The sequence below is a fragment of the Mycobacterium sp. genome (genome assembly GCF_019247615.1).
Lineage (GTDB): Bacteria > Actinomycetota > Actinomycetes > Mycobacteriales > Mycobacteriaceae > Mycobacterium.
The window spans coordinates 1-19,949 of record NZ_JAFBAT010000270.1; the positions used below are offsets into that span (position 1 = coordinate 1).

18 protein-coding genes and 1 pseudogene are annotated in these 19,949 nt (G+C 67.7%); 9 read left to right on the plus strand and 10 right to left on the minus strand.

Annotation, left to right across the window (positions count from 1 at the left end):
* Positions 1 to 274 precede the first annotated feature (274 nt).
* Positions 275 to 898 carry a superoxide dismutase gene (locus JO059_RS18855; RefSeq protein WP_293321468.1) on the minus strand — a complete coding sequence of 208 codons (624 nt, stop codon included), beginning with the start codon at positions 896 to 898 and terminating at the stop codon, positions 275 to 277.
* A 148-nt stretch (positions 899 to 1,046) separates the two neighbouring features.
* Positions 1,047 to 1,202: a hypothetical protein gene (locus tag JO059_RS18860; RefSeq protein WP_293321470.1), complete on the minus strand. Its 156-nt coding sequence runs from the start codon at positions 1,200 to 1,202 to the stop codon at positions 1,047 to 1,049.
* 405 nt (positions 1,203 to 1,607) lie between these two features.
* On the opposite strand from JO059_RS18860, the gene JO059_RS18865 reads away from it, so the two are divergent.
* Positions 1,608 to 2,711, plus strand: a complete 1,104-nt coding sequence (locus JO059_RS18865; protein WP_293321472.1) for a DUF4328 domain-containing protein — start codon at positions 1,608 to 1,610, stop codon at positions 2,709 to 2,711.
* A gap of 4 nt (positions 2,712 to 2,715) precedes the next feature.
* Complete coding sequence (locus tag JO059_RS18870) at positions 2,716 to 3,540, plus strand: glycerophosphodiester phosphodiesterase (protein ID WP_293321474.1); 825 nt, start codon at positions 2,716 to 2,718, stop codon at positions 3,538 to 3,540.
* Between the two features lie 27 nt (positions 3,541 to 3,567).
* On the opposite strand, the gene JO059_RS18875 is transcribed toward JO059_RS18870, so the two are convergent.
* The gene (locus JO059_RS18875) at positions 3,568 to 4,755 is read right to left on the minus strand and encodes an LCP family protein (RefSeq protein WP_293321476.1); all 1,188 of its coding nucleotides are present in this window, start codon (positions 4,753 to 4,755) and stop codon (positions 3,568 to 3,570) included.
* 43 nt (positions 4,756 to 4,798) lie between these two features.
* Complete coding sequence (locus JO059_RS18880) at positions 4,799 to 5,590, minus strand: DUF2470 domain-containing protein (protein WP_293321478.1); 792 nt, start codon at positions 5,588 to 5,590, stop codon at positions 4,799 to 4,801.
* 90 nt (positions 5,591 to 5,680) lie between these two features.
* On the opposite strand from JO059_RS18880, the gene pheA reads away from it, so the two are divergent.
* Positions 5,681 to 6,637 (plus strand): prephenate dehydratase, encoded by a 957-nt coding sequence (gene pheA, locus JO059_RS18885; RefSeq protein WP_293321480.1) that lies wholly within the window; start codon positions 5,681 to 5,683, stop codon positions 6,635 to 6,637.
* Positions 6,634 to 7,320 (plus strand): histidine phosphatase family protein, encoded by a 687-nt coding sequence (locus JO059_RS18890; protein WP_293321482.1) that lies wholly within the window; start codon positions 6,634 to 6,636, stop codon positions 7,318 to 7,320. Before pheA ends, JO059_RS18890 begins: the two co-directional genes overlap by 4 nt.
* Here JO059_RS18890 and JO059_RS18895 read toward each other — a convergent pair.
* The 3 genes and pseudogenes from JO059_RS18895 to JO059_RS18905 form a co-directional block, all read right to left on the minus strand.
* A complete protein-coding gene (locus JO059_RS18895; protein ID WP_293321483.1) occupies positions 7,297 to 7,536 on the minus strand; it encodes a hypothetical protein in 240 nt (79 codons plus the stop codon). The two genes, JO059_RS18890 and JO059_RS18895, sit on opposite strands and share 24 nt — an antisense overlap.
* Positions 7,533 to 7,972: pseudogene (locus tag JO059_RS18900) on the minus strand (metallopeptidase family protein). Before JO059_RS18900 ends, JO059_RS18895 begins: the two are co-directional and overlap by 4 nt.
* A 4-nt stretch (positions 7,973 to 7,976) precedes the next feature.
* Positions 7,977 to 9,344 (minus strand): septum formation family protein, encoded by a 1,368-nt coding sequence (locus JO059_RS18905; RefSeq protein ID WP_293321484.1) that lies wholly within the window; start codon positions 9,342 to 9,344, stop codon positions 7,977 to 7,979.
* 113 nt (positions 9,345 to 9,457) lie between these two features.
* Here JO059_RS18905 and serS point away from each other — a divergent pair, with 113 nt between their 5' ends.
* Positions 9,458 to 10,726, plus strand: coding sequence for a serine--tRNA ligase (gene serS, locus JO059_RS18910; RefSeq protein ID WP_293321486.1), 1,269 nt, complete (start codon positions 9,458 to 9,460; stop codon positions 10,724 to 10,726).
* Positions 10,727 to 10,830: 104 nt separating this feature from the next.
* On the opposite strand, the gene JO059_RS18915 is transcribed toward serS, so the two are convergent.
* The gene (locus JO059_RS18915) at positions 10,831 to 11,316 is read right to left on the minus strand and encodes a DUF2834 domain-containing protein (RefSeq protein ID WP_293321488.1); all 486 of its coding nucleotides are present in this window, start codon (positions 11,314 to 11,316) and stop codon (positions 10,831 to 10,833) included.
* A gap of 70 nt (positions 11,317 to 11,386) precedes the next feature.
* Between JO059_RS18915 and JO059_RS18920 the strand changes: the two genes are divergently transcribed.
* The 4 genes from JO059_RS18920 (at position 11,387) to JO059_RS18935 (ending at position 18,490) form a co-directional block, all read left to right on the plus strand.
* Positions 11,387 to 12,010: a TetR/AcrR family transcriptional regulator gene (locus JO059_RS18920; protein ID WP_293321490.1), complete on the plus strand. Its 624-nt coding sequence runs from the start codon at positions 11,387 to 11,389 to the stop codon at positions 12,008 to 12,010.
* Positions 12,011 to 12,070: 60 nt separating this feature from the next.
* A complete protein-coding gene (locus JO059_RS18925; protein ID WP_293321492.1) occupies positions 12,071 to 13,654 on the plus strand; it encodes an NAD(P)/FAD-dependent oxidoreductase in 1,584 nt (527 codons plus the stop codon).
* A gap of 177 nt (positions 13,655 to 13,831) precedes the next feature.
* On the plus strand, positions 13,832 to 15,283 hold the full coding sequence (locus JO059_RS18930) for a condensation domain-containing protein (RefSeq protein WP_293321494.1): 1,452 nt from the start codon (positions 13,832 to 13,834) through the stop codon (positions 15,281 to 15,283).
* Between the two features lie 3 nt (positions 15,284 to 15,286).
* Positions 15,287 to 18,490: an MMPL family transporter gene (locus tag JO059_RS18935; RefSeq protein ID WP_293321496.1), complete on the plus strand. Its 3,204-nt coding sequence runs from the start codon at positions 15,287 to 15,289 to the stop codon at positions 18,488 to 18,490.
* 33 nt (positions 18,491 to 18,523) lie between these two features.
* Here the strand turns inward: JO059_RS18935 and JO059_RS18940 are convergent, their stop codons facing one another.
* Together JO059_RS18940 and JO059_RS18945 are read right to left on the minus strand one after the other, a co-directional pair.
* A complete protein-coding gene (locus JO059_RS18940; protein WP_293321498.1) occupies positions 18,524 to 19,612 on the minus strand; it encodes a PE-PPE domain-containing protein in 1,089 nt (362 codons plus the stop codon).
* 31 nt (positions 19,613 to 19,643) lie between these two features.
* On the minus strand, positions 19,644 to 19,949 hold a 306-nt coding region (locus JO059_RS18945), incomplete at its 5' end, for a GAP family protein (protein ID WP_293321500.1).

Consider the following 19,949-nt stretch of genomic DNA (forward strand, 5'->3'; position numbering starts at 1 on the left):
GAAACCCCGATGGGGCGATCTGATCCGGTCTCCATCTGGACCTCCCCCGTGACTCCTCCATCCGAATAACCGCGCTGGTAGCTCGAATAATTGAGCATGCCCGCACGTCAAGCGCAGTGCAACTCGACACGTCTGATAGTGCCCGGAATCTTGGCGGTCAAACTCTGCGGAAAAGGCGCCCGGAAAGGTTCCCGGAAGGTCAAGAAAGGTGCGGACAGTCAAAAAGGTAAGGGCGCCACGCAATCCGCGCGACGCCCCAGCCCTCCCGTTGGCATCAGCCGGCAATGAGCCCCGTCGTTTTGGAGGTCGCCGCGGCATAACGGTCCTGCACGTCTGCCCAGTTCACGACATTCCAGAACGCCTTGGCGAAGTCCACCTTGACGTTCTTGTACTGCAGGTAAAACGCGTGTTCCCACATATCGAGCAGCAGCAGCGGCACGATGCCGAGCGGAAAGTTCGACTGGTGGTCATACACCTGGAATATCAGCAGCCTGTTGCCCAGGGTGTCCCACCCAAGGGCTGCCCATCCCGAGCCCTGCACGGTGGTGGCCGCCGCGTGGAACTGAGCACGGAACTTGTCGAACGATCCGAAGGCGTCGTCGATGGCGGCCGCCAGCTCGCCGGTCGGCTTGTCGCCCCCGTTGGGAGACAGGTTCTTCCACCAGATGGTGTGGTTGACGTGGCCGGCCAGATTGAACGCGAGGTTCTTCTCGTTCAGCAGGATCGCGGCGTGGTCGTCCTTGGCGCGTGCCTCCTCGAGCTTGGCGACGGCGTCGTTGGCGCCCTTCACGTAGGTGGCGTGGTGCTTATCGTGATGCAGCTCGTTGATCTGACCCGAGATGTGCGGTTCCAGGGCTCCGTAATCCCAGTCCAAGTCGGGCAGCGTGTATTCGGCCACGGCATTCCTTTCTTCGGTGCATCGTTAGTGATCGTCGGACGCATATTCGTGGGGCCGCCGCGCGGCAACCGGCCGTACCCAACCCTGCTCCATGACCGCGCCCGCCGCAAGGACGCCCCCTAGCGACGGGTACCCGCGCCGCGCCGGTTCAGTACAGGACGATGATTGCGAGCACCGCGAGCAACACCAGCGCGATCAGACCGGCGCGCAAAGCGGCAATACCGTAACTGTGGTTCCAGGCAGGCGAGCCGGAATACGAGTTCGAGGGGCGGGGCGAACCCGGGCCGAACGAATGCGTCGCCATCTCATGCCTTTCACCTGCAGCTCACCCGCCCAAGTGAGGTGAGTCACAACCAAGTTCCGTGACGGTGATCATAGCGGCTTAGAACCGGCTTGAAAAAGCAGCGTCGAAACGTGCTGGCTGATGGCGCACCCGGACCGCCTCAACACCGCAACGAAAATTCGCTCGTCGGACCGCGTCAGCCTGTAGATGGTACGCGCGTACCACCGGCGGTTATCCACAGTCGCAGCGACAGGACAGCCGGTAGATGGCTTGTTGCAGCCCCGCATACCCAGGGACCAGCTGTGGATAAACCTGTGGAAACTGTGGATAGCCATAGGCAATGGTTGGCCGCATGTCGGTGTTGCCAGAATTCGCGGTCGCCGCCGAACCGGGGGAACCGCTCCCTCGCCGGGCTAGGCTTGTCCGGTGATCCAGGTGTGCTCTCAGTGCGGCACTCGATGGAATGTGCGCGAGCGACGGCGCGAGCGGTGTCCGCGCTGTCGCGGGGCTCTCATGGCGCCCCTGATTGCCGGGGCGGCCGGCACGGCCGGGACGGCCGGGATGACCGGGCCCGGACCGGCCGGGTCGCCGGCGGACCCCCGATGGAGCGCGGCTGGTCCCTTGCCGGCCAGGCCCCCCGCCTCCCCTGGATGGCAGCGCACTGTGCCGCGGCTGCCGCCGGGATTCCGCTGGATAGCGGTGCGACCCGGCGCCCCACCGCAACAGCGACGCCGGCAGCGGCCCCTCGGACCCACACCGAGATACGCCGTGATCCCGCGCTGGGGCCTGGCCGACCGCGTCGAACCGGCCGCGCTGGCGGTCGAAAGGCCCGAGCAGGCAGGCCCTTCGGCGCCCGTCGTGCGCACCGCGTTGTTCGTGGGTGTGCTGGTGATCAGCATCGCCGCCCTGGTATACGTCGTGCGGTATCTGCTGTTGGTGATCAACCGCACCATACTGCTGAACTCGATCGTGGCCATCGCGGCGGATTGGCTTGGCGTGCTGGCCAGCGTGGCGGCGATCACGGCGGTGATCACCTCCGGCGTGGTCCTGATTCGGTGGTTGATCGCGCGCAGGGCCGCCGCGTTCGCGCATTACGGACTGTCGGAGCCGCGGTCCGTGCGCGCGTTGTGGGCCGGCTGCGCGCTGCCGTTCGCCAATCTGCTCTGGGCGCCCGTGTACGTCGTCGAGCTGGCCACCATCGAAGAGCATTACCAGCGGCTGCGGCGACCGATCGCCCGTTGGTGGATCGCGTGGGTTTTCAGCTACCTGGTTTCCATTTTCGCGATAGCCACCAGCTTCGCCACGGACGCCCAGGGCATCGCCAACAACACCATGCTCATGGTCGTCGCCTATCTGGTGGCGGCGGCGACCCTGGCCGCCGTTGCGCGCGTCTTCGAGGGATTCGAGCGCAAACCGGTGGCACGCCCGGCGCATCGCTGGTTGGTCGTAGAGCCCGACCGTCCAAACCGTCCCATCGCGTCCGCATCCGCTGCCCCGGTTGAGTTGGCGGGCCGGGAACCGGCAGCATAGGCATATGACGTGGGCCGACGAAGTGCTCGCCGGGCACCCATTTGTCGTTGCCCATCGCGGCGCATCGGCCGCGCGCCCCGAACATACGTTGGCGGCGTATGACCTGGCGCTCAAGGAGGGCGCCGACGGCGTGGAATGCGACGTGCGGTTGACCCGCGACGGCCATCTGGTCTGTGTGCACGACCGCAGGCTGGACCGCACCTCGACGGGAGCCGGTCTGGTCAGCACCATGACGCTGGCCCAACTGCGCGAGCTCGAGTACGGGGCCTGGCATGGCAGCTGGCGAGCGGACGGCACGCACGGCGATACCAGCCTGTTGACGTTGGACGCGCTCGTGTCACTCGTGCTGGACTGGCACCGCCCGGTGAAGATCTTCGTCGAGACCAAGCACCCGGTCCGGTACGGCTCGCTGGTGGAAAGCAAGCTGCTCGCGCTGCTGCACCGGTTCGGCATAGCCGCGCCGGCCTCCGCCGACCGGTCCCGCGCGGTGGTGATGTCGTTTTCGGCGGCCGCCGTCTGGCGGATCCGCCGCGCGGCGCCGCTTCTGCCGACGGTGCTGCTCGGCAACTCCGCTCGCTACCTGAGCAGCACCGCGGCCACGGCCGTCGGCGCGACGGCCGTCGGCCCCTCGCTGCCGGCGCTCAAGGACTATCCCCAGCTCGTGGATCGCGCCGCCGCCCAGGGCAGGGCGGTGTACTGCTGGAACGTTGACGAGTACGAAGACATCGACTTCTGCCGCGACGTGGGGGTCGCCTGGCTTGCCACCCACCACCCGGGCCGCACGAAGGCCTGGCTGGAGAGCCGACGGGCCGGCCAGGGCAGCAACTAGTTTCGCGCCGGTCCCAGTCGTTGCCGGTTACTGCTGCCCCTCGAGCACGGCAGGCGGTATCGGCGCATCGGAGGCCAACGCGTCGAACAGTTTGCCGGCCGCTTCGTGGTTCCACACCACGACCGAGCCGGCGTCGCTGGTGGTCAGCTCGCCGATAGGGACGGTTATCGCGGTGGGTGATCCCTGCAGGGCCCAGCCGAGTCGCGCCAGATCCCAGACGTGGCCGCCCCGGTCGACGGTCACAGCGTCGACGGCGGCCCGCGGCACCGAGTACCAGCGCAACGGGTTCAGCCACACGGCGGGGCTGGACACGCGCCGCAGCAGCGCCGACATGAACTGGCGCTGATTGACCATGCGGTCCAGATCCGCACGCGGCGTGGCCCGGGTCCTGACGTATCCCAGTGCACTGCGGCCGTCCAGCTGCTGGCAGCCCGCCGGCAGGTCGATGCCGGATAACGGATCTTGGGTCGGCCGGGGTGGGCACATGGTGACCCCGCCGAGCGCGTCGACGAGCCCGGCGAACCCGCTGAATCCGATCTCGGCGTAGTGGTCGAGGCGCAGCCCCGTGGACTGCTCGACCGTCTGGGTCAGCAAGGGCGCCCCACCGATCGCGAAGGACGCGTTGATCTTGTCCTTGCCATGGCCCGGGATCGGTACATACGAGTCGCGCGGGATCGACACCACGGTCGCCGGCGTGCTGGACCACAATTCCGGCAGGTGGACCAGCAGGATCGCGTCGGTACGACTGCTGCCGACGTCTCCGCCGGTCGCCAGAGCGCGCTGCTGCTCGGGGGTCAGGCCCTCGCGGCTGTCCGAGCCGACCAGCAACCAGTTCGTGCCGCGCCCGCCGGCCGGCCTCTCCGGGTAGTCGGCCAGCGCCTGCTCGCGGTGCATCGCGCTGTCGAACCAGACGGCCCCGCCAAGAATGCCGCCGACGGCGAGCAGGGCCCCCGCCACCAGACTCAGACTGACGAAGCGCAGCCAGCGGCGCTTGCCGCGCGTGCGCCGGGTGGCCGGCGCGACGGGTCGCGGCGGGGGGCCCGGTGGCGGGCCGGGGCGAGCACCCGCGGGGGGTAGCGGCGTCGATCTCGCGAATGGGCTGGGCGCCGGGCGCGCGGGGGAACGCCGAATCACCTGCGACGGCTCGCGGCGCGCCCCAGCCGGCGGGATGGGTCTTCGCATCCCGGACCGGTCCGGCGATCGATTGCCATTCACCCGGATAACGTACGTGCACCGTCGGGACTAGGGTTACCGACGGTTACCGGCGGGTGCGCACCCCGTTGGCGAACGGGCATCCCATCAGCATCCGAATGGCCCGGCCCAATGCGACGACGTCGTCGACCGGCCGGTGAAAGGGCAGCCGGACGTCGCGATCGCCATCGTTGCCTTCCACGCGAAACCGCACGCCGTACCGGTCGAGCCCGAGCGGGCGGACGTGTCCGCGCCGCAACGGCCCCGGCAGCTTCGAGACGAGCCGCGCCACCACGTCGTTATGTGCGGTTTCCAAGTGCCACAACAGGCTCGACTCCATCTCGCAGAAGGGGTCGGGCCGGGCTGCGAGCAGGTCCGCCACGCGGACGGGCTCGGCGCCGGTGGCATCGGTGACCACCACCGAGGCGATGTGCAGGCGCAGCAACGCGTACCGCGGCTCGTCGTTGTCGGACGGCGCCGACCTCGGGGTCTCGACCTGCAACAACGCCGGATCGGGGCACTCTGAGGCGATCTGGTCGAGCATCGATGTCACCGCGTGCGGGGGAACCGGTTGCAGGCGACCGCGCACCCACACCAGGGAGCGAACCGGTTCCCGCAGCGGCAGCGGGGCATAGTCGGTCATTTCCAGCAGCGCTGGGGATCCGCAGGCCCGGTGCGGGGCCGCCGCGGCGCGGCGCACCGGAAGCGTGACGGCGAACGAGCCGTCGGGCAGCAGGTGATGCACGGGCGTGGCGACCGGGCTCCGATGGTCGACGGCCAGCAGTGCCCCGCCCGCCCGTGCGCAGGCGCTGCGGATGCGTTCGGCAGTCGTCGGCGCGAAGCTGTCAGCTGGCGGCATATCTCTCCTTATTTAGGTAAGCCTAAGTTAACTTAGCGGTCGCCGGACGCGCAAGGCTCGGTGCCCGTCGAGCGCCGTTAGGGTTGGGGAGTGGCCCGCATCGCATACCTCGGTCCCCAGGGGACGTTCACCGAGGCTGCGCTTCTGCAACTCACTGCCGCCGGTCTGGTTCCCGATCAGGGATCGGATCCCGTAACGCCGCTGCCGTTCGACAGCACCCCGGCGGCGCTCAATGCAGTACGTGATGGCGAAGCCGATTACGCGTGCGTCCCGATCGAGAACTCGATCGAGGGCTCGGTGATACCGACCCTCGACAGCTTGTCCATCGGTTCGCCCGTGCAGGTATTCGCCGAGACAACGCTCGACGTGACGTTCAGCATCGTCGTGAAACCGGGCCGCGACGCGGCTGATGTGCGCTCGTTGGCGGGCTTCCCCGTGGCCGTGGCCCAGGTACGCCAGTGGTTGGCCGCCCATCTGCCGGCCGCCGAACTGCGTCCCGCGTACTCCAACGCCGACGCGGCGCGGCAGGTGGCCCACGGCCAGGCCGACGCCGGTGTGACCTCGTCGCTGGCGGCCGCGCACTGGGGCCTGGCCACCCTGGCCGACGGCGTTGTCGACGAGCCCAACGCGCGGACGCGATTCGTTTTGGTGGGCCTGCCCGGGCCGCCGCCGGCCCGCACCGGCGCCGACCGGACGTCGGTGATCTTCCGCATCGACAACGTCCCGGGTGCGCTGTTGACCGCGCTGGCCGAATTCAGCATCCGCGGCATCGACCTGACCCGGATCGAATCCCGGCCTACCAGAACCGAACTCGGGACCTACGTCTTTTTCGCCGATTGCGTCGGGCACATCGACGACGACGCCGTCGCCGAGGCACTCAAGGCCTTGCACCGTCGTTGTGCCGATGTGAGATACCTGGGTTCGTGGCCGACGGGCACCGCCGCCGGGGTGCCGCCACCGGCGACGGAGCAGGCGTCGCGGTGGCTTGCGGGACTACGAGAGGGCAAACCCGGCCAAGCCCAGGATGCCGCGGGGTTTCTCCCGTGAGCGGTCGGTTGGTGCTGCTGCGACACGGCCAGTCCTACGGCAACGTCGAGCGGCGGCTGGACACCCGCCCGCCCGGGGCGGAACTGACGCCGCTGGGTCGCGACCAGGCGAGGGCGTTCGCCCGCAACTCTGCACGACCGGCCATGCTCGCGCACTCCGTGGCCACGCGGGCGTCGCAAACCGCGGCGGTGATCGGCAGCGAACTGGAATTGGCCGCCCTCGAGGTTGCCGGCATTCACGAGGTGCAGGTCGGGGAGCTGGAAAATCGCAGCGACGACCAGGCGGTCGCGGAATTCAACGCGATCTACGAGCGCTGGCACCGCGGCGAGCTCGACGCGCCACTGCCGGGCGGGGAGACCGGCAACGACGTGCTGGACCGCTACGTCCCGGCGCTCACCGAGCTGCGCCTGCGCTATCTCGACGACGACAATTGGGACGGCGACATCCTGGTCGTCAGCCACGGAGCGGCGATCCGGCTGGCCGCCGCGATCCTGGCGGGCGTGGATGGCAACTTCGCGTTGGACAACCATCTCGACAACGCCGAATGCGTGGTGCTGGCCCCGATCACCGACGGGCGGTGGAGCTGCGTGCGATGGGGAAACGTGACGCCGCCCTTCGTTCCCCGGGCCGAGTCGAGCGCGGTCGCGGATGCGGTCCGCTCAGGCACCGATCCGATGGGCTGACGACCGACCCATCTCGATTGCCGGGGCGGCCGCTTCGGCGCATTCGCAGCCCACGGCAACGCAGTCGACGACGAACGTGTGCGGCACCAGCTGCGGGCTCACGCAGCCCGCCTCGGTGCATTCGGATCGGCCCCAAAACCGGCCGCCTGCATGGTGAATGATGGTGCCGTGGCAGTGATCCAATCCTGCCCGGCAGTCGCGGCACTCAGCGCTCATGAGCCGTTCATAGCATCAGACGTCGACAAAGTGGGGATGCCGCGCCCACCGGCATGTGGGGGCTTGCCGCCGGCGTCCCGATCCGTCAGCCCCACCCCAGTTCCTCCAGCCGGTCGTCGTCGATGCCGAAGTGGTGCGCGATTTCGTGGATCACCGTGATCGCCACCTCCTCGACGACGTCGTCGTCGGATTCACAGATGTCCAGCAGCGCCTCGCGGTAGATCGTGATGGCGTCGGGCAGCGTCCCGGCGTAGTCGGAATCGCGCTCGGTGAGCGCCACCCCCTCGTATTGGCCGAGCAGCTCGGCGTCCTGCGGGTGGCGGTCGTCGACCAAAACAACGACGTTGTCCATGGCGGCCGCCAGCTCGGGTGGGATCAGGTCGAGCGCGTCGGAGACCAGCTCGTCGAACCGCTGCGGATCCATCCGCACGGGCACCGGACTAACCCGCCGGCGGTGGTGGCTGTGATGCCTCCGGCGGGGGTGCGGCATTCTGCGGTGGCGGCGATGCCTCCGGCGGGGGCGCCGGTGCGCCGCCGTCGAGCGGGGGCGGCGCGTTCTGCGGCGCCTGGGGAGCGGGCGCCTGGGACGCCGGCGACTGGGACGGCGGGCCGACCGGCGCCTGCTGCGGTAGGTGCTGATTGTTCGGCGGAATGCCGTTCGGCTGGGTGCCGGACTGGTTGCTCGGCGCCTGGTTGCTCGGCGCCTGCGTACTGGGCACCTGCACCGGCATCGGTGGCTGCGTAAGCCGTTCCTCGGGAATGTCGGGCGGGGCTACCGGTGGCTGACCGTTGATCAACAGCTGACCCTTGGCGCTGTTCACCAACGTGGCCCAGCCCCCGTTTCCCAGGGTCGCCCCGATGCTGCAGGCGACCTCGCGGCTACCCGCCGACCAACTGGGCAGCGAGACGGTCGGGTAGATCAGCGTCAGGGTCGTGGTGCGCAGCTTTGTGGGTGCCAGGTAACCGTCGGTCATCTTGGTGCACGAATCCTTGATGAACCCCTCCTGATCGGGCTCGGGGGGCAGGGCCCCGGAAAACTTCTCGGCGAGGTTGACCGTGCCCGTGACCTCCATGGCGTGCGGCGCCGCGCAGTCGACCGGGATGTCGATCGGCTGGTTGGTCGTCGAGTCGATGCCCAGGCAGGTACCCGCCGGCCACACCTTGGACTGGTCGACTTCGGCCACCTTGCCCTTGAAGACCTCCTGCTGATTGTTGGGGCCCGGCAGTTGCAGGCCGCACAGCATTCGGCGCTCGCCCGAATTGCGCCATGCCCGGTCACCGGCCCATAGGAGGCTGACGGTGAACTTGCTGTTGGGATCGAACTTGGGACCCAGATAGCTGCGGACCGCGGCGTCGCACTGCTCCTGCGTGATCTGCTGGATGCGGGCCGGCGCCGGCGGGGCGGCGTTGGGCCCATACTCCGAGCCCGGGAAGGTCCTCATGTCGACGGACTCCGCGACTTCGAACTTGTGGTTGTCCGCGCAGTTGACGACGCTGGCGGACTCCGGGGTGGCGTCCGGCCAGGTGAGGCAGTCACCGCTCTTGGCGCGATTGAACGCGGCGTCGCTCCTGGTTCCGGTGCTGGGCACGGCATTGCTGTCGATGTAGCCGGCCAGCCGCCCCGGCCCCGGGCCGACCGGAATCGCGATAGCCAGTCCGGCGATCAACAGCGCACCGAGCGCGGTCAGCAGCAGCGCTCGACGAGTGGCGGTCGGTTGCAACCCGCGAGACGTGCGGACGCCGGCTTGGGCGGCCTCGACGGCTTCTGTCTCGGGTTCCTTCTCGGGCGCTTGCGACATCGGCTCCATTCTGACAGGGCGCGCCGAGTGGCGTGACGGATGTTGCCAATGTGTTTCCTGCGATCGCCGCAAAGGTAGGTGCTCTGCCCGCGGAGCGCGGTAGCAAAAGTAGTGTCAGGGCCGTGATCGACCTGAAACTGCTCCGGGAAGACCCCGACGCCGTGCGCCGCTCGCAGGTCAGCCGCGCCGAGGACCCAGCCTTGGTGGACGCGCTGTTGGCCGCCGACGCCAAGCGTCGCGCGGCGATTTCGGCAGCCGACGCCCTGCGCGCCGAACAGAAGGCTGCCAGCAAGAGCGTGGGCGCCGCATCAGCCGAGGAGCGCCCCGTCCGACTGCAGCGGGCAAAGGAGCTCGCCGAGCAGGTGAAAGCGGCGGAGATCGCCCAGTCCGAGGCCGAGGCGGGGTTCACGGCGGCGCACATGGCAATCCCGAACGTCATCGTCGACGGGGTGCCGGCCGGCGGCGAGGACGACTATCGGGTGCTCGAGGTGGTCGGTGAGCCGGCGGCGATCGAGGACCCCAAGGACCATCTGGAGCTCGGCGAGTCGCTGGGGGTCATCGACATGCAGCGCGGTGCCAAGGTCTCCGGCTCGCGGTTCTACTTCCTGACCGGCCGGGGCGCCCTGTTGCAGCTGGGTCTGCTGCAGCTGGCCTTGCGGGTGGCCGTCGACAACGGCTTCATCCCCGTGATCCCGCCCGTGCTGGTGCGACCGGAGGTGATGGCCGGTACCGGGTTCCTGGGCGCCCACGCCGACGAGGTGTATCGGGTGGAAGCCGACGACCTCTACCTCGTGGGCACCTCGGAGGTGCCGTTGGCCGGGTACCACGCCGACGAAATCCTCGACCTGTCGGGCGGCCCGCTGCGCTACGCGGGCTGGTCATCGTGTTTCCGCCGCGAAGCGGGCAGCTACGGCAAGGACACCCGCGGCATCATCCGGGTGCACCAGTTCGACAAGGTGGAGGGGTTCGTCTATTGCGCGCCCGCCGACGCCGAGGCCGAGCACCAGCGGCTGCTGGGCTGGCAGCGCGAGATGCTTGCCCGCATCGAGGTGCCGTATCGCGTCATCGACGTCGCCGCCGGCGATCTCGGTTCGTCGGCCGCCCGCAAATTCGACTGCGAGGCATGGGTGCCCACGCAGGGGGCCTACCGGGAGCTGACGTCGACGTCGAACTGCACGACCTTTCAGGCGCGCCGGCTGGCGACGCGTTACCGGGATGACGCCGGCAAGCCACAGATCGCGGCCACCCTCAACGGCACGCTGGGCACCACCCGATGGCTGGTCGCGATCCTGGAGAACCATCAGCGTCCCGACGGCAGCGTGCGGGTGCCCGACGCCCTGGTCCCGTTCGTCGGCGCCGAGGTGCTAGAGCCGAGCGCCACCATGGGTTAATGCGCCTTGGCGGCCAGCCGCGGTTGTCGGCGATCCGTGCGCAGGCTTGCGGCCGCCGATCGCGCCGGGGCTCGCCAAACCTGGCCGGCCAGAAAACCGAGCGCTCAGGCGTTCACCGTTTCTCGTGACCGCTCGTGCCGGCGCTGCCTTTCCATGGTGGCGAAGTAGAAGGCGAACCCGAAGGTGAAGCTGGTGAACAGGCTGGACACGAAGAACAGCCACGGGTGCTTGAGCCCGCGGCGATAGCCGTCGACGATCGTAAACAGCGGCAGCAGAATCACATTCGCGATCGTGTAGTCCTGGCTGGCGGAGTCCGCGGCCGGGTTCGTGTACATCAGCCTGATGTACTCGGCCCAGCTGCCGTGCTCGCCCCACAGCGGATTGGTGGATCCGTGCGAGTACTGCTCGACGTAGGTGATGTTGAAGTACCAACCCAGGGCGACAGAAACGATGCCGACGAGGTAGTACAGGCATTCCAGCGGAGTGAACAACGGCCCGGCGGCCGGCCTGGCGAAGACCTTCGAGTTCGCGGCGACGATCCAGCCGATGACGCCGAGCCCGAGAACCGCATGCACAAGAAGCGAGACCATGGCCGCAGTTTCACCCCGCCGAACAAGTTTTGTCAATAATGACAGAATGCAAAGGAGGTAGCGTACTGACATGGTCAGGCCCGCGCAGACGGCGCGCAGCGAACGCACCCGCGAGGCGCTCGTGCAGGCAGCGATGGTGCGGTTTTTGGCCCAGGGTGTCGAGGAGACCTCGGCCGAGCAGATCGCCGCCGACGCCGGGGTGTCGCTGCGGACCTTCTACCGCCACTTCCGGTCCAAGCACGATTTGCTGTTTGCCGACTACACCGGGCTGAACTGGTTCCGTGCCGCGCTGGACGCCAGGCCGGGCGACGAGCCGATTATCGACTCCGTGCAATCGGCCGTCTTCTCGTTTCCCTATGACGTTGAGGCGGTAGCGAAAATCGCCGCGTTGCGCGGCGGAGAGCTTGACCCCGGCCGCATCGTCCGCCACATCCAGGAGGTGCAGGCGGACTTCGCCGACGCCGTCGAGCAGCAACTGCAACGGCGTAACTGCGCGGCGGCTCGTACGCCCGCCGGCCGGCTGCGCGCCACGGTCACCGCTCGCTGCATCGCGGCCGCGGTCTTCGGGGCGATGGAGTTCTGGATGCTCGGCAACGACAGGTCGCTGGGCGAGCTTGCGCGGATGTGCCACACGGCGCTCGAGTCCCTGCGCGCCGGCATCACCGATGCGTGGGCCACGCCGCCCCGTGCCTAGTTTTGTCACAATTGACAAAACGCGACGGCCATGCCAGCCTCCATCGTGGAGGGCAGGGATATGGCTGAGTCGGAAACGTTCGACGCGATAGTTATCGGTGCGGGACACAACGGGCTGGCCGCGGCGGTGCTGCTGCAAAAGGCGGGGCTGCGGACGGTGTGTCTGGATGCCAAGCTCTACACCGGTGGAATGGCCGCCACCGTCGAGCTTTTCGACGGGTACCGGTACGAAATCGCCGGCTCGGTGCAATTCCCGACGTCACCCATGGTCGTCGACGAGCTCGGCCTGGGCAACCTGGCGACGATCGATCTCGAGGTGATGTCGGTAGCGTTGCGCGGCGTCGGCGACGATCCGCTGGTCCAGTACAGCGATCCCGTCAAGCTGTTCACCCATCTCAACGAGGTCCACGGCGCGGACGCCGTCAACGGGATGGCGGGACTGATGGCCTGGAGCCAGGCGCCGACGCGTGCACTGGGCCGGTTCGAGGCGGGCACGCCGCCGAAGACGTTCGACCAGATGTATGCGTGTGCCACCAATGAGTTCGAACGATCGGCCATCGATGACATGCTGTTCGGCTCGGTCACCGGTGTGCTGGACCGCTACCTGCCCGACCGGGAGAAGCACGGCGCGCTGCGCGGGTCGATGACCGTGCTGGCCGTCAACACCCTCTACCGCGGACCGGCCACCCCGGGCAGTGCAGCGGCGCTCGCCTTCGGGCTGGGCGTTCCCGACGGGGACAGCATGCAGATGCAGAAGCTGCGCGGCGGCATCGGCGCGATCACGTCGCACCTGTGCGAACTGCTGGAAAGTCACGGCGGCGAGGTTCGGCTGCGCACCAAGGTCGCCGAGATCCTGGTCGACAGTGCCAAGTCCGGCGGCCGGGTGACCGGGGTGCGCACGGAGGCCGGCGACATCCTCACGGCACCGATCGTCGTCTCCGGCATCGCGCCCGACGTCACGCTCAACGAACTCGTCGATCCGGCGGCCTTGCCCACCGAGATCCGCGAACGATATGCGGGCATCGACCACCGCGGCAGCTACCTGCAGATGCACTTTGCGCTGGACGAAGCGCCCGCGTTCGACGCACCCTACGAGGCGCTCAACGACCCGGCCATGCAGGCGTCAATCGGCCTTTTCTGCACCCCCGAGGAGGTCCAGCAGCAGTGGGAGGACTGCCGCCGCGGTATCGTCCCCGCCGATCCGACGGTAGTGCTGCAGATCCCCTCGCAAAACGACCCGGACCTGGCGCCGCCGGGCAAGCACGCCGCGTCGGCGTTCGCGCTGTGGTTCCCCATCGAGGGCGGCGCAGAGTATGGGCAGGCCAAGGTGGAGATGGGTCAGCGCGTGATCGACAAGATCACCCGCCTCGCTCCCAATTTCGAGCGCAGCATCACCCGCCACACGACGTTCACGCCCAGGCACATGGGCGTGATGTTCGGGGCGCCGGGTGGTGACTACTGCCACGGGCTGTTGAACCCGGACCAGATCGGCCCCAACCGGCCCGGGGCGAAAGGTTTCCTGGGCCAGCCGATCCCCATCCACGGCCTCTACCTCGGCAGTGCGGGATGCCATGGCGGGCCCGGGATCACGTTCATCCCGGGTTACAACGCCGCTCGCGCCGCGTTGGACGACGTCGGCCGCTGACTGCACGCCGGCCGGTGACCTTCGGAAAACCGGACCGAATGAGAGAAATGACGGGCTAGGCTACCCGAGAACCGCACTCCACCGCGCGGCGTCGGGCGAAGGCGCCCACATGGCACCGGCATGGCACCGACATAGCACCGGCATGACGGGGGCGGGGACAAAGCGCGGGAGGAAGCGGTGCTCATCGGACCATTGGACGTTTCCACGGTCAACGAGTGGGCGCTGCAGCCGGGATCCCTGATCTCCTGGCAACCGACGCCGTCCGCGCGCGCCAAGGCTCTCGAGGCGCCCGTGAGTCCCGTGCCGGCCAGCTATGTGCAGGCCCGGCACATTCGAAGCTTCTGCGAGCAGGCCGCGCGGGGGCTCGACCACTCACGGCTGCTCATCGCCTCCGTCGACGTGTCGGGTCGCTGCGATCTGCGCGTCATGACCTACGTCATCAATGCCCACCTTCGCAGGCACGACACGTACCGCAGCTGGTTCGAGTGCCGCGATGCGGCCCGGGCAGGCGACCACATTGTGCGGCACACCATCGCCGACCCGGCCGACATCGAATTCCGCCCGACCAGGCACGGTGAGCTGACGAGTGCGGAGCTGCGGGAACACATTGTGGCCACGCCGGATTCGCTGCAGTGGGATTGCTTCCGCTTCGGCGTCATCCAGCGCCCGGATCGCTTCACGTTCTATGTCAGCATCGATCACCTGCATGTCGACGGTCAGTTCATCGGAGTCGGACTCATGGAGTTCCAGACGATGTACGCCACCCTGCTGTCCGGCGGCTTGCCCGTCGAGCTCCCACCGGCCGGCAGCTACGACGACTTCTGCGTCCGGCAGCGCGAGCACACGTCGGCGTTGACGGTGGACTCCCCCGAGGTACGCGCGTGGATCGCCTTCGCCGAGAGCAATGACGGCGCCTTCCCGGCATTCCCCCTGCCGCTGGGCGATCACTCGATGTCTCGTGAGGGCGACCAGCTGAGCGTGACCCTGCTGGACGAACAACAAACCGAGCGATTCGAGACCGCGTGCGTCGCCGCCGGCGCCCGCTTCGTCGGCGGCATGTTCGCCTGCATCGCGCTGGCGGTCCACGAGTTGACCGGTGCCGACACGTATTTCGCGATTACGCCGAAAGATACCCGCACCACTGAGGCTGACCTGAACACCCAGGGTTGGTTCACCGGCCATGTCCCGGTGACGGTTCCGGTGGCCGGACTGTCTTTCAATGAAATAGCTTGCAGCGCCCAGAGTCTCCTGGATTCAAGTGCGGGCCTGGCGCAGGTGCCATTCGAACGCGTCGTGGAATTGGTGCCGTCGCTGCGCCGGCCGCAACCGCTTTTCAGCCAGGTGAACTTCTTTGACGCACAGGTCAATCCGCTCGCGATGATGGCCAAGCTGCTGTCGGGACTGACCGTCGGGGCGCACAGCGACGGCCGGGTCATCTATCCGCTGAGTACGATGATCGGCCGATTCAACGAGACCGCGGCAAGCGTCCTGTTCCCGAACAACCCGGTCGCTCGGGAATCCGTCACCAGGTATGTGGCGGCAATCCAATCCGTGTGCGCCCGAATCGCCGATGGGACCGTGACGGAGCGGTCACGCCCGGTTACCGGTGTGCTGACGCTCGAAGGATAAGCGTTGAGCGGCAAGGCTTTTCGTGGCGCTGACCCGGATGCCGGGGCGGGCGTCTTTCCGCGGCTGGGGCACCTGATCACGCGCAGGCCCTGGCTGGTGATCGGCGCCTGGGTTCTCCTCGCGGCTGTGCTGTCGCTGACCATGCCGTCCCTGGAAGAGATCTCCCAGCGCCGGCCGGTGGATATTCTGCCCGCCGACGCGCCGGTCATGGTCGCGACGGAACACATGGCGGCCGCGTTCCACGAGCCGGAGTCGGAAAGCGTCGCGGTGGCGGTGCTGAGCGATGCCAACGGGCTGAGCCCCTCCGACGAATACACCTACAAAAGAGTGGTCGACGCTCTGCGCCGCGACACTCGAGATGTCGTGATGCTGCAGGATTTCATCGCAACGCCGCCCCTGCGTGAGGTGATGACCAGCAAGGATCACCAGGCGTGGATCCTACCGATAGGCGTGCCGGGTGAGCTGAGTTCGCCGCAGTCCAAGCAGGCGTACGCGCGGGTGGCCGACGTCGTCAAACACAGCGTCGCGGGGTCGACGCTGACCGCCAACATGACCGGGCCCGCATCCACCGTCGCCGACATGAACCTCACCGGCCAACGGGACCGGATGCGGATCGAGCTTGCCATCGTCGTTTTGCTGTTCATCATTCTGGCGGTCGTCTACCGCAACCCGATCACCATGGTGCTGCCGCTGGTGACCATCGGCGTGTCCGTGGTGGTCGCACAGCGGCTTGTTGCCACCGTCGGATTGGCCGGCCTCGGCATCGCCAATCAGACCACGATCTTCATGAGCGGGATGATGGTCGGCGCCGGAACGGATTACGCGGTCTTCCTCATCAGCCGATATCACGATTATCTGCGCCGGGGCGTGGAGTCGGATGAAGCGGTCACCAAGGCATTGGCATCCATCGGCAAGGTGATCGCCGCCTCGGCAGCCACCGTGGCGGTCACCTTCCTGGGAATGGTCTTCACCCGACTCGGAATACTCAGAAGCGCCGGGCCGGTGTTGGGGATCTCGGTGGCTGTGGTGTTCTTCGCCGCGGTCACGCTGCTCCCGGCGCTGCTCGTGCTCGCCGGACGCCGTGGTTGGATCGCGCCGCGACGCGACGTGACCCACCGGTTCTGGCGGCGTTCGGGCGTACACATCGTGCGCCGACCGAAGACTCACCTGCTGGCCAGCGCGCTCGTCCTGATCGTTCTGGCCGGCTGCGCCGGTCTGGCCCACTACAACTACGACGAACGCAAGACGCTGCCTGGCTCCGTCGAAAGTTCGGCCGGGTATGCCGCTCTCGACAAGCATTTCCCGCCGAACCTGATCATTCCGGAGTACCTCGTCATCGAATCGCCCCGCGATCTGCGCTCGGCGAAGGCGCTTGCAGATCTGGAGCAGCTGGCACAGCGCGTGAGCCAGGTCCGCGGCGTCGCGCGGGTGAGGGGCATCACCCGGCCGACCGGGGACTCTTTGGAGCAGGCCAAAACGTCTTGGCAGGCAGGCGAAGTCGGCGACAAGCTCGGCGAGGGCTCCAGGCAGATCGTCGACCACACCGGCGACCTCGACAAGCTGGCCGGCGGCGCGAATGTGATGGCGGGCAAGCTGAGCGAAGTGCGGACCCAAGTCAACCAGGCCGTCTCCGCCGTCAGCGCTCTGGTGGACGCGCTGGGGTATCTGGAGAACGTATTCGGGGGGAATCGGGCGCTCGGCGAACTCGAGGGCGCGGAAAAGCTCGTCAGCGGCATGCGCAAGCTCGGGGACGCTATAGGCGCGAACTCCGATTTCGTTGCCAACAACTCGGATTGGGCCGGGCCGGTGCTGGGGGCCCTCGACAACAGCCCGATGTGCAGCGCCGAGCCCGCCTGCGTCAACGCGCGTACCGAACTGCAGCGACTGGTCAGAGCGCGCGATGACGGGACCCTCGGCAAGATATCGGAGCTGGCTCGGCAACTGCACGCGACTCAGGCCGTGCAGACCCTGGCCGCAACGGTGTCGGGGTTGCGCCGGGCGCTGGCCACCGTCATCGGGGCGATGGGCTCGCTCGGGATCGACAGCGCGGGCGGCATGAAGGCCAAGATCAACTTTCTGCAAGAGGGAGCCAACAGCCTCGCCGACGGCGGCCGCCAATTGGCCGACGGCGTGCAGCAACTGGTCGATCAGGTAAAAAAGATGGGCTTCGGGCTCGGTGAGGCCTCCGCGTTCCTGATGGCCATGAAAAACGATGCCACGACGCCCGCGATGGGAGGCTTCTATATTCCCGCCCAGGCATTGTCGTATGCGACGGGCGACCAAGGCGGATCTGAGCCGATGCCCGGCGGGGTCAGGGAGCTCTTCGGCGGGTTGGCCGCCGATGAGCTCAAAAAGCTTGCGGCTGCCTTCGTTTCACCATCCGGTCACGCGGTGCGGTACTTGATACAGACGGATCTCAATCCGTTCAGCACCGCGGCGATGGATCAGGTGAATGCCATCAACGCTGCCGCGCGCGGGGCGCAACCGAATACCACACTGGCCGACGCGAAGGTGTCGCTGGTGGGGTTACCCGTCTTGGTCAAGGAGACGCGTGACTACTACGGGCACGATCTGCGATTCATCATCGTGATGACCATCTGCGTCGTGCTGCTGATCCTGATCGTCCTGCTGCGCGCCGTCGTCGCGCCGCTCTACCTGATCGGCTCGGTCATCGTCTCCTACCTGTCGGCGCTCGGCATCGGGGTCATCGTCTTCCAATTCGTCTTGGGCGAGGAAATGCATTGGAGCGTGCCGGGACTCACGTTCGTCATACTGGTGGCGGTCGGCGCCGACTACAACATGCTGCTGATTTCCCGAATGCGTGACGAGTCGAGGTTCGGCATGCGCTCGGGTGCCATCCGCACGGTCGGCTCAACCGGCGGTGTGATCACCGCGGCCGGTTTGATCATGGCCGCGTCGATGTTCGGTCTGGTATTCGCCAGCCTGGGCAATGTGGTCCAGAGTGGCTTTGTGCTGGCGACCGGACTGCTGCTGGACACGTTCCTGCTGCGAACACTGACGGTGCCCGCGATCGCCGTGCTCGTCGGCCGCGCGAACTGGTGGCGGCCGGCGGGCCGGTGGCCCTGGCGGCGGGGCCGCGCTCCGGTCACAGGCAGACCGCTGCTGCCCGAGGAACGCAGGTCTGCCGCGCGGTGGACGGACGACGACGTGATCGGTTTCGCATTGCGCGATGGGCTGCGACTCTGACGTCGGACGCGAAACACCGCGGCTCGGGCGTGGCTATTTCCTGCCTCTGAGCAACAACCGACCGATCCCCGACAAGAGGCCCTTTGCGCCCCTTGCGGCCTTGGGCCCCGACAGGACGTTTCGGGCCGCGTTGGCGGCCGTGAGGCTTCCGGTTGCCGCCGTGATGCTGTCACCGGGGACGGCGGCTGCCGATGCGATGGCGGGGATATGGCTGATGCCGTTGGCGAATGCGCCCGCGCTGGGCGCCGGACCGGGGTTGTAGGCCCTGTCGATCATCGGCCGCAGCACGGCCTCGAGCGGTGCGGCCTTCTCCGGAGGCAGGCCCGCCAGGTCCACCAGCGCCCGGACCACCGGCAACTGCTGGCTACGGATGAAGTATGTCGTCGTGGTGGCGCCCAAGCTGTTGGTCGTGGTCGTGATGTCCCAGGGCGCCACCCGGGCCGGGTCCGAGAAAGCCGTCGCACTATGCCCGTAATACCCGCCCGCCGCAATCGCGTTGAGGTCGGCGAGCAGGTTGCCGACATGGTTGGGCGGGTCGGAGAAAGGATCGTATTGGCCCACGACATTGATCGTGCGGTACTGGCTGTCCACCGGAGCCGGAACCGTGTAGTCGATGATCGGCACGTGGGTCCCGGGTCCGAAGGCCTTGACCAGAAGATTGTTCGGGTCACCCGCTTTGATGAACGTCAGCCGGTCGGGCGCAGGGGCGGCCGGATCGTGCGCCAGCCGCGCCTGCTCGCGGTCGAGCGCCAGCGTCCCCTGGGAGAGTCCCGCGACCGAGATCGGCCCGTCGGTGCTGCGGATAGCCGCGTCCAGGTTGTTCGCCCCGATATTCACTGAGCTGTCGACGGTCGGCGAATTCAGTCCGGTGACGGGCCAAAAGCTACCCGGGTACGCGATGACCCGCCGGGTGGCGTCGGCGCCGTAGTAGTTCGCGCCGATCTCGGGCTGCATCGCCGGGTTGAAGTGATAGAGCGACCTCAGCGGCCCGTACGGTGACGGCGCGGTGCCGGGCACGATCAACGCGGTGTCCGCGGCGGCGACGGAATCGGCGAAAGGCATTGCCCAAGTGAGCAATCCGACCGCAACCGCCCCGGCGAGGTGTCTGTTCACAGGATGCATGCTACTTCTCCGTTGGCAACGACATGGGCGATTAACGGTTTGTCAGCCCGAGCATGAGCAGGAAGCAACCGGCCGCCCCCACCGGGAGCGCGACGTCTCGATGACCGCGGGACCGCAGCCGCGTGTGCAGCGCGGCGACGAGCGCGCGCGTTCGGTGCGGCGCCGCCAGGTAGCTGAAGATCGGGATCTCCGCCATCGTGAATGCCACCAGGTTGAACACGAAAAGAGCCTGCACCTGCGCCACCGGCGCGGCGTGAGCCGCAAGAATGGCGGCCATCGAGCCCGCGTAGTTTGCCGAAGGCAACGCCGCACCCAACCCGGCGACCCACGCGACCCA

What these genes read in the sequence shown, in the direction of transcription:
- JO059_RS18860 (WP_293321470.1), bottom strand. Translation starts at nt 1,202, where the DNA reads ATGGCGACGCATTCGTTCGGCCCGGGTTCGCCCCGCCCCTCGAACTCG.
- JO059_RS18870 (WP_293321474.1), top strand. Translation starts at nt 2,716, where the DNA reads ATGACGTGGGCCGACGAAGTGCTCGCCGGGCACCCATTTGTCGTTGCC.
- JO059_RS18880 (WP_293321478.1), bottom strand. Translation starts at nt 5,590, where the DNA reads ATGCCGCCAGCTGACAGCTTCGCGCCGACGACTGCCGAACGCATCCGC.
- JO059_RS18895 (WP_293321483.1), bottom strand. Translation starts at nt 7,536, where the DNA reads ATGAGCGCTGAGTGCCGCGACTGCCGGGCAGGATTGGATCACTGCCAC.
- JO059_RS18905 (WP_293321484.1), bottom strand. Translation starts at nt 9,344, where the DNA reads ATGGAGCCGATGTCGCAAGCGCCCGAGAAGGAACCCGAGACAGAAGCC.
- JO059_RS18915 (WP_293321488.1), bottom strand. Translation starts at nt 11,316, where the DNA reads ATGGTCTCGCTTCTTGTGCATGCGGTTCTCGGGCTCGGCGTCATCGGC.
- JO059_RS18920 (WP_293321490.1), top strand. Translation starts at nt 11,387, where the DNA reads ATGGTCAGGCCCGCGCAGACGGCGCGCAGCGAACGCACCCGCGAGGCG.
- JO059_RS18925 (WP_293321492.1), top strand. Translation starts at nt 12,071, where the DNA reads ATGGCTGAGTCGGAAACGTTCGACGCGATAGTTATCGGTGCGGGACAC.
- JO059_RS18940 (WP_293321498.1), bottom strand. Translation starts at nt 19,612, where the DNA reads ATGCATCCTGTGAACAGACACCTCGCCGGGGCGGTTGCGGTCGGATTG.